This is a genomic window from Streptomyces sp. NPDC093149 (assembly GCF_044754145.1).
Taxonomy (GTDB): domain Bacteria; phylum Actinomycetota; class Actinomycetes; order Streptomycetales; family Streptomycetaceae; genus Streptomyces.
In genome coordinates this window covers 1-4,629 of the sequence record NZ_JBIVON010000062.1, presented here as the reverse complement: position 1 = coordinate 4,629, position 4,629 = coordinate 1, and the positions used below count along the sequence as shown (strand labels likewise).

Here is a 4,629-nt window from a genome sequence, read left to right as displayed (position 1 = left end):
CCGCCGTCCTGCGCGTATCTCACACCCCACAGCTACCGACCCGACTCAGCTGATGTCAGGCGAACGGCCCGACATCACCCAATCAAGTTCAGTAGTGCGTGTATCGGAAGTGGATCAAGTGGTCGACGGCCCGGGGTCATGGGACAGAGTGGTCATCTACCCTCTCAAGGCCTTGATCGCTGCCACACGGAGGATTCTCATGACCTTGCATCCGGTATCCATCGACCGCGAGCCGGCTGCCGGTGCTGTCCTGCTCACCGGCATTCCCGGGAGCGGTAAGTCCACGGTGGCCGCTGCGCTGTCTGCCAGGCTTGGGATGTCGGCCCATGTTGAGGTGGATGCACTGCAGCAGATGATCGTCAGCGGTGGCCAATGGCCCTCGCCGACCGCGAACACGGAAGCCGACCGGTAGATCTTCCTGCGGGCTCGCAACGCGTGTCTTCTGGCTGACAGCTTCGTAAGAGCGGGCTTCATCCCCGTGCTCGACGACGTCGTGGTCCGCCGTTCCCACCTTGACTTCTATCGCACGACGCTCACGGCCAAACCGCTCCACATCGTCATTCTGGCTCCAGGCCCGACGACCGCGTGGCACCGCAACCAGGCGCGGCAGAAGTCCTTGGCTACTGACTGGGCGCCCCTGGACGCGGCGATGCGCGCAGAGCTCGAGCAGGAGGGAACCTGGATCGACAACGCGGCGCAGACACTCGAAGAAACGGTCGAGGCGGTCCTGTCCGTGATCGGCCTGGCTTCCACTTCCAAGATGGATCAAGCTCCGTGATGATCACCGGTCGACGCGTGGGGATCTGACGGATACACAGTGCGGCGGAGACGTTGTTACCCATGGGCAACAAGCCGGGCCGGCCGCCGGTATGGACGCGGCGGCAGCTGTCTCCGGTGGACCGGGGCAAGACCGGCAGCAGGTACCACGTGATCGTCGAGGCCCACGGCATCCCGCTGGCCGCCACGCTGACCGGCGGCAACCGCAACGACGTGACCCAGCTGATCCCACTGATCCGAGCCGTCCCGCCGATCCGAGGCAAACGCGCCCAACCGCTGCGCCGCCCGAAGCACCTCTACGCCGACCGCGGCTACGACCACGAGAGTTACAGTAGATCGGGCCGTCCTGATCTCCAGCACGCGGCCGCTGATTCATGCGGAGGCGGCGGGGCCGCGGCGTCGGATGTCCGCGTATACGCGGGCCTTCACACCCTGCGCTCCGGGTTCGCTTTGTACGGGCACGATGCCGGAGGTGGCCCACCACTGCTCCAGCTCGGCCACTACGGCGTGGGTAGTTGTCTCGTCGGCGGCGGTGATGTCGAGAACCACGAGGCCGGGCTCATCGATGTGCTGGGTGTCGATGTTCATGTTGCTTCTGACGCGGCCATCGCCTGGCTGGGTTCGTCGGCGCCGTGCACGCCATCCGTACGAGCGAGGTGTGGCTCTGCACATGTCGAGGAGCAGCGCTACAGCAGTCGCGAACAACTGCTGTCGTGAGTCGTCGATAAAGCTACGGAAGGCCACCCCCGGTGCCGTACCGGTGGTGCTTCACGCCAGGGGGTGGGTGGCCCACTCCTTGATGTACTGGAGGATGTCGACGAGGAGGCGGATGTCTGGCCCTTCAGTCTCGGCGGTCCGCAGGCCCCAGGATGCTCATGCCTCTGGGAACAGGTCGGAGCAGGAGCGCGGGTCAGCGGTGCTGGAGCAGTTCGACGGCCTCGGCCACGTGCTCCGCGCCGTAGTGGAAGTGACGGCACAGCGCCAAGTGGCGCGCGTACCCTTTCTCGGTGAGGGGGGCGGCCCGTACGGCGAGCAGGCGCAGGAGCAACCGGTAGCCGAGGTCGGGGTCCACCCGGGTGACGACGTCCTCCACCGCCGCCGTCGGTGCCTCACCGAGCACGGCGGCCGACTCCCGTACCTCTCGCAGCACCGTGTCCTGGTGGGCCGGGTCGACCGGTGGCGTGGTGTGCCGGTGGCCGGGAGCGACCTCGGCAAGGTGTGCGCGGCATGCTTCGGTAATCGTCCTGAGCCAGTCCCGGGGGCTGAGTCCGAGGCGTCCGGGATCATGGGCCCCGCCGGTGGCCTCGTGCCACAGTGTGGCGATGGTGTCGTCGGGCAGCGGCGACTGCAGGAGGCGGAGGGAGTCCACGAGCAGGAGCGCCGCTGCGGACCCGGGGGTCTGGGCCGCGTCGTCGGCCGCGGCTGCTGCACGCAGTCGGTCGCGAGCGGTGGGCTCCGCCCACTCCCAGGAGAACCACGCGGTGAGCGCGGACAGGCCGAAGTCGCCCTCCCCGTCCCGCCGGGCCGGGTCGATGGGTGGCCATGCCACGCTCAGGCCGTCGCCGACGAGGGGCCCGGGGTATCCGAGTTGTCTGCCGAGGGCTGTCAGGCGGTCGTACCGCTCTTTCGTCACGAGAAGGTGACGAGTCTTGAGAGCGCGCAGCAGAAGACGCAGGCCGAGCCCCTCGTCGGTGTGGTTGACGATCGTGGTCAGGGCCGCCGGCAGGGCGGCGCCGGGTTCGTCGGTGCCGCTCGTCGGCTCTGCCGCCGCGTGCCCCAGGTCCGCCGCCGATGCCCTCACCTCCGCGACTACGTCGGCCCGTGACTTCGTCTCCCGTTCGGGTCCCGGGGCTCCGGCCCCAGGCGGTATGGGGTAGCGCGCGGCGAGCCGGCTCAGCCGATCGCGAGTGTCCGCCCTGGTGGCGGTCGAGCGGCGGTCGTCGCCGGTTACAGCTGTCCAGACCGTGTCCAGGATCTCGTCGGACAGACCGGTTTCCAGCAGATGGTTGAGGTCCAGGCCGAGTTCCACTGCGCCCTCGCCGTCGCCATCGGCCGCCACCTCCGCTGCCAGCCGGATCACACCGTCCTGGTCGAGTGGTTCGGGAGAGGCCGCGATCCCGCCCGCGAGCGCGCTCAGGCCGAAGTCGCCCTCGAACAGCTCGCCGTACTCCTCGCGCTGCCGTGCCATGGTCGGTGTCGGCTCCTTGATCTACCGGGTGAGGTCACAGAGGTGGGCCCGTCCGTCGTGAGGACGGACGGGCTCACCACGGGTGTGACAGGGGGTACCCATTCACGGATGTGCCGTCAGAAGGACAGCGGGGCAACTACTTGGGCATGGGGTACGACGTATAGATAATGTACCCCTCGTGCCCCTTCTTGCCGGGCAGCCTCTTCAAAATCACGCGGACCCCGTTGCCCGCTGCCTCCGAGCCCCCGGACGCCTTGTACACCGTTCCGAGAGAACCGTACAGATCCCAGGAACCGGTGATCGGGAACTCCGCCTTGTTGCGCCACTGTCCCCGCTTGTTGAGGAAGTTGTCCAACGCGTCGAAGCTGGCGGTCCGCTTCTTGCCGCGGGGGAAGAAGTAGTCCGCGAGTACTCGTTCGACGGCCTGCTGCGCGATGTCCTGGCTGGTCCACACCGTGCTGATCGGGGCCAGGCCCTTCCGCTCGTTCTCCTTGGCGAAGTCGATGGCCTGTTGCGGCGTCGGGTTGACGTGACGGCTCAGGGTGTGGGCGCCGCTGCTGGGGAAGGCCAGCTCGTCGCTGAGATTTGCGTAGTTGTGCACGAGCAGTTCACTCGCCCGCGGCCCCTCGGCGCGTACGTAGTACGTGTGCAGGCCATCGACCGTGATGTCGTACACCCGGGGGTCCTCGACGGCCGTACGGGTACGCAGTGCCCCGACGGCATGCAGTGACCCGTCCGGCGAACGCAACCGGTCTCCGACCCGCAGCTCCGACACCAGCGTCCAGCCGCGTCCGGCGACGTGGACACGGTGTCCAGGGTGTTGTGGAAGATCACCAGGTTGGCCAGCAGGGAGGTGAACTTGACGTCCTTCTCCTGCTCGACCGGGTCGTTCCTTTATATCTAGCTAGATTTAGCGCATCGACGAGAAGATCGACGAGCCAACACAGAAGGGGTTCTTCCACCCTCGTGAGGGTGGAAGAACCCCTTCTGTGTTGGCAGCCGACTGCCTTGGGGGATTCTCAGAAGGCGAGCTTGAAGGTGCTCCGGGCCGCTCCCTTGAACTGAAGGTAGAAGGAGGTGCTGGGGAGCACAGAGGAGGCAATGACCGTCCACTGTCCCGCCGTGGCCCGGTGCCAACCATTACACGACCCGGTGCGCAGGAAGCAGACCGTGACTTCGCGGGTGGAGTTGGTCTTGATGTTGACGTCCTTGCAGACCTCCCACGACGACTTGGCAGCCGTGTTACCCCTCTCGGGCCAGTAGGAGTTGGAGCTGCTGGAACCCGGATAGCTGGTGTAGGTGAGCGCTTCGCCCAGGCAGCTTTGAAGCTTTGCGTTCGTCCTGGGTTCCGAAGCACTGGCCGAGCCAGTCGCCCCGGCCGTCATTCCTCCCGCAAGCAGTACCGCCGCCACTGTTAATCGAGCAATTTTGCGCCTTTGCATGTAACTCCCCCTTAGTGTGGCTTATGCTCGATATCACATCTGCCCGCTGGAGGCGCAAGCCATGCCCAGTGCGGCAGGACAAGCGTCTTCCTCTGTTTGTGTCGCCATCGGAGATGGCGGTGGGTTATCTAGGGTCTGTTTCTTGGATCATGTTCGGAGCCAGATCGCGAGGGCCGCGAGGGTGACGGTGCCGAGGTAGATGTAGGCGCGTTTCTCGTAGCG

Annotated in this window: 4 protein-coding genes and 2 pseudogenes; 2 read left to right on the top strand and 4 right to left on the bottom strand. The window is 66.3% G+C overall.

All coding sequences use genetic code 11. The features are described 5' to 3' along the window. Positions 1–199: 199 nt before the first annotated feature. Both ACIQCZ_RS42410 and ACIQCZ_RS42405 read left to right on the top strand, forming a co-directional pair. Positions 200–778, top strand: a pseudogene (locus tag ACIQCZ_RS42410) (AAA family ATPase). 110 nt (positions 779–888) lie between these two features. Continuing rightward, positions 889–1,113 (top strand): annotated as a pseudogene (locus ACIQCZ_RS42405) (transposase); the annotation flags it as partial. Positions 1,114–1,149: 36 nt separating this feature from the next. Here ACIQCZ_RS42405 and ACIQCZ_RS42400 read toward each other — a convergent pair. From ACIQCZ_RS42400 to ACIQCZ_RS42385, 4 genes are all read right to left on the bottom strand, one after another. Beyond that, positions 1,150–1,365 carry a DUF6207 family protein gene (locus ACIQCZ_RS42400; protein WP_402291549.1) on the bottom strand — a complete coding sequence of 72 codons (216 nt, stop codon included), beginning with the start codon at positions 1,363–1,365 and terminating at the stop codon, positions 1,150–1,152. A 322-nt stretch (positions 1,366–1,687) separates the two neighbouring features. Then, entirely contained in the window at positions 1,688–2,965 is a 1,278-nt protein-coding gene (locus tag ACIQCZ_RS42395; RefSeq protein WP_402291545.1) for a hypothetical protein, read from the bottom strand. Positions 2,966–3,101: 136 nt separating this feature from the next. Then, entirely contained in the window at positions 3,102–3,863 is a 762-nt protein-coding gene (locus tag ACIQCZ_RS42390; RefSeq protein ID WP_402291547.1) for an RNase A-like domain-containing protein, read from the bottom strand. Positions 3,864–3,984: 121 nt separating this feature from the next. After that, positions 3,985–4,407: a hypothetical protein gene (locus ACIQCZ_RS42385; protein WP_402291543.1), complete on the bottom strand. Its 423-nt coding sequence runs from the start codon at positions 4,405–4,407 to the stop codon at positions 3,985–3,987. Between the last annotated feature and the right edge of the window lie 222 nt (positions 4,408–4,629).

What these genes read in the sequence shown, in the direction of transcription:
- ACIQCZ_RS42400 (WP_402291549.1), bottom strand. Translation starts at nt 1,365, where the DNA reads ATGAACATCGACACCCAGCACATCGATGAGCCCGGCCTCGTGGTTCTC.
- ACIQCZ_RS42395 (WP_402291545.1), bottom strand. Translation starts at nt 2,965, where the DNA reads ATGGCACGGCAGCGCGAGGAGTACGGCGAGCTGTTCGAGGGCGACTTC.
- ACIQCZ_RS42385 (WP_402291543.1), bottom strand. Translation starts at nt 4,407, where the DNA reads ATGCAAAGGCGCAAAATTGCTCGATTAACAGTGGCGGCGGTACTGCTT.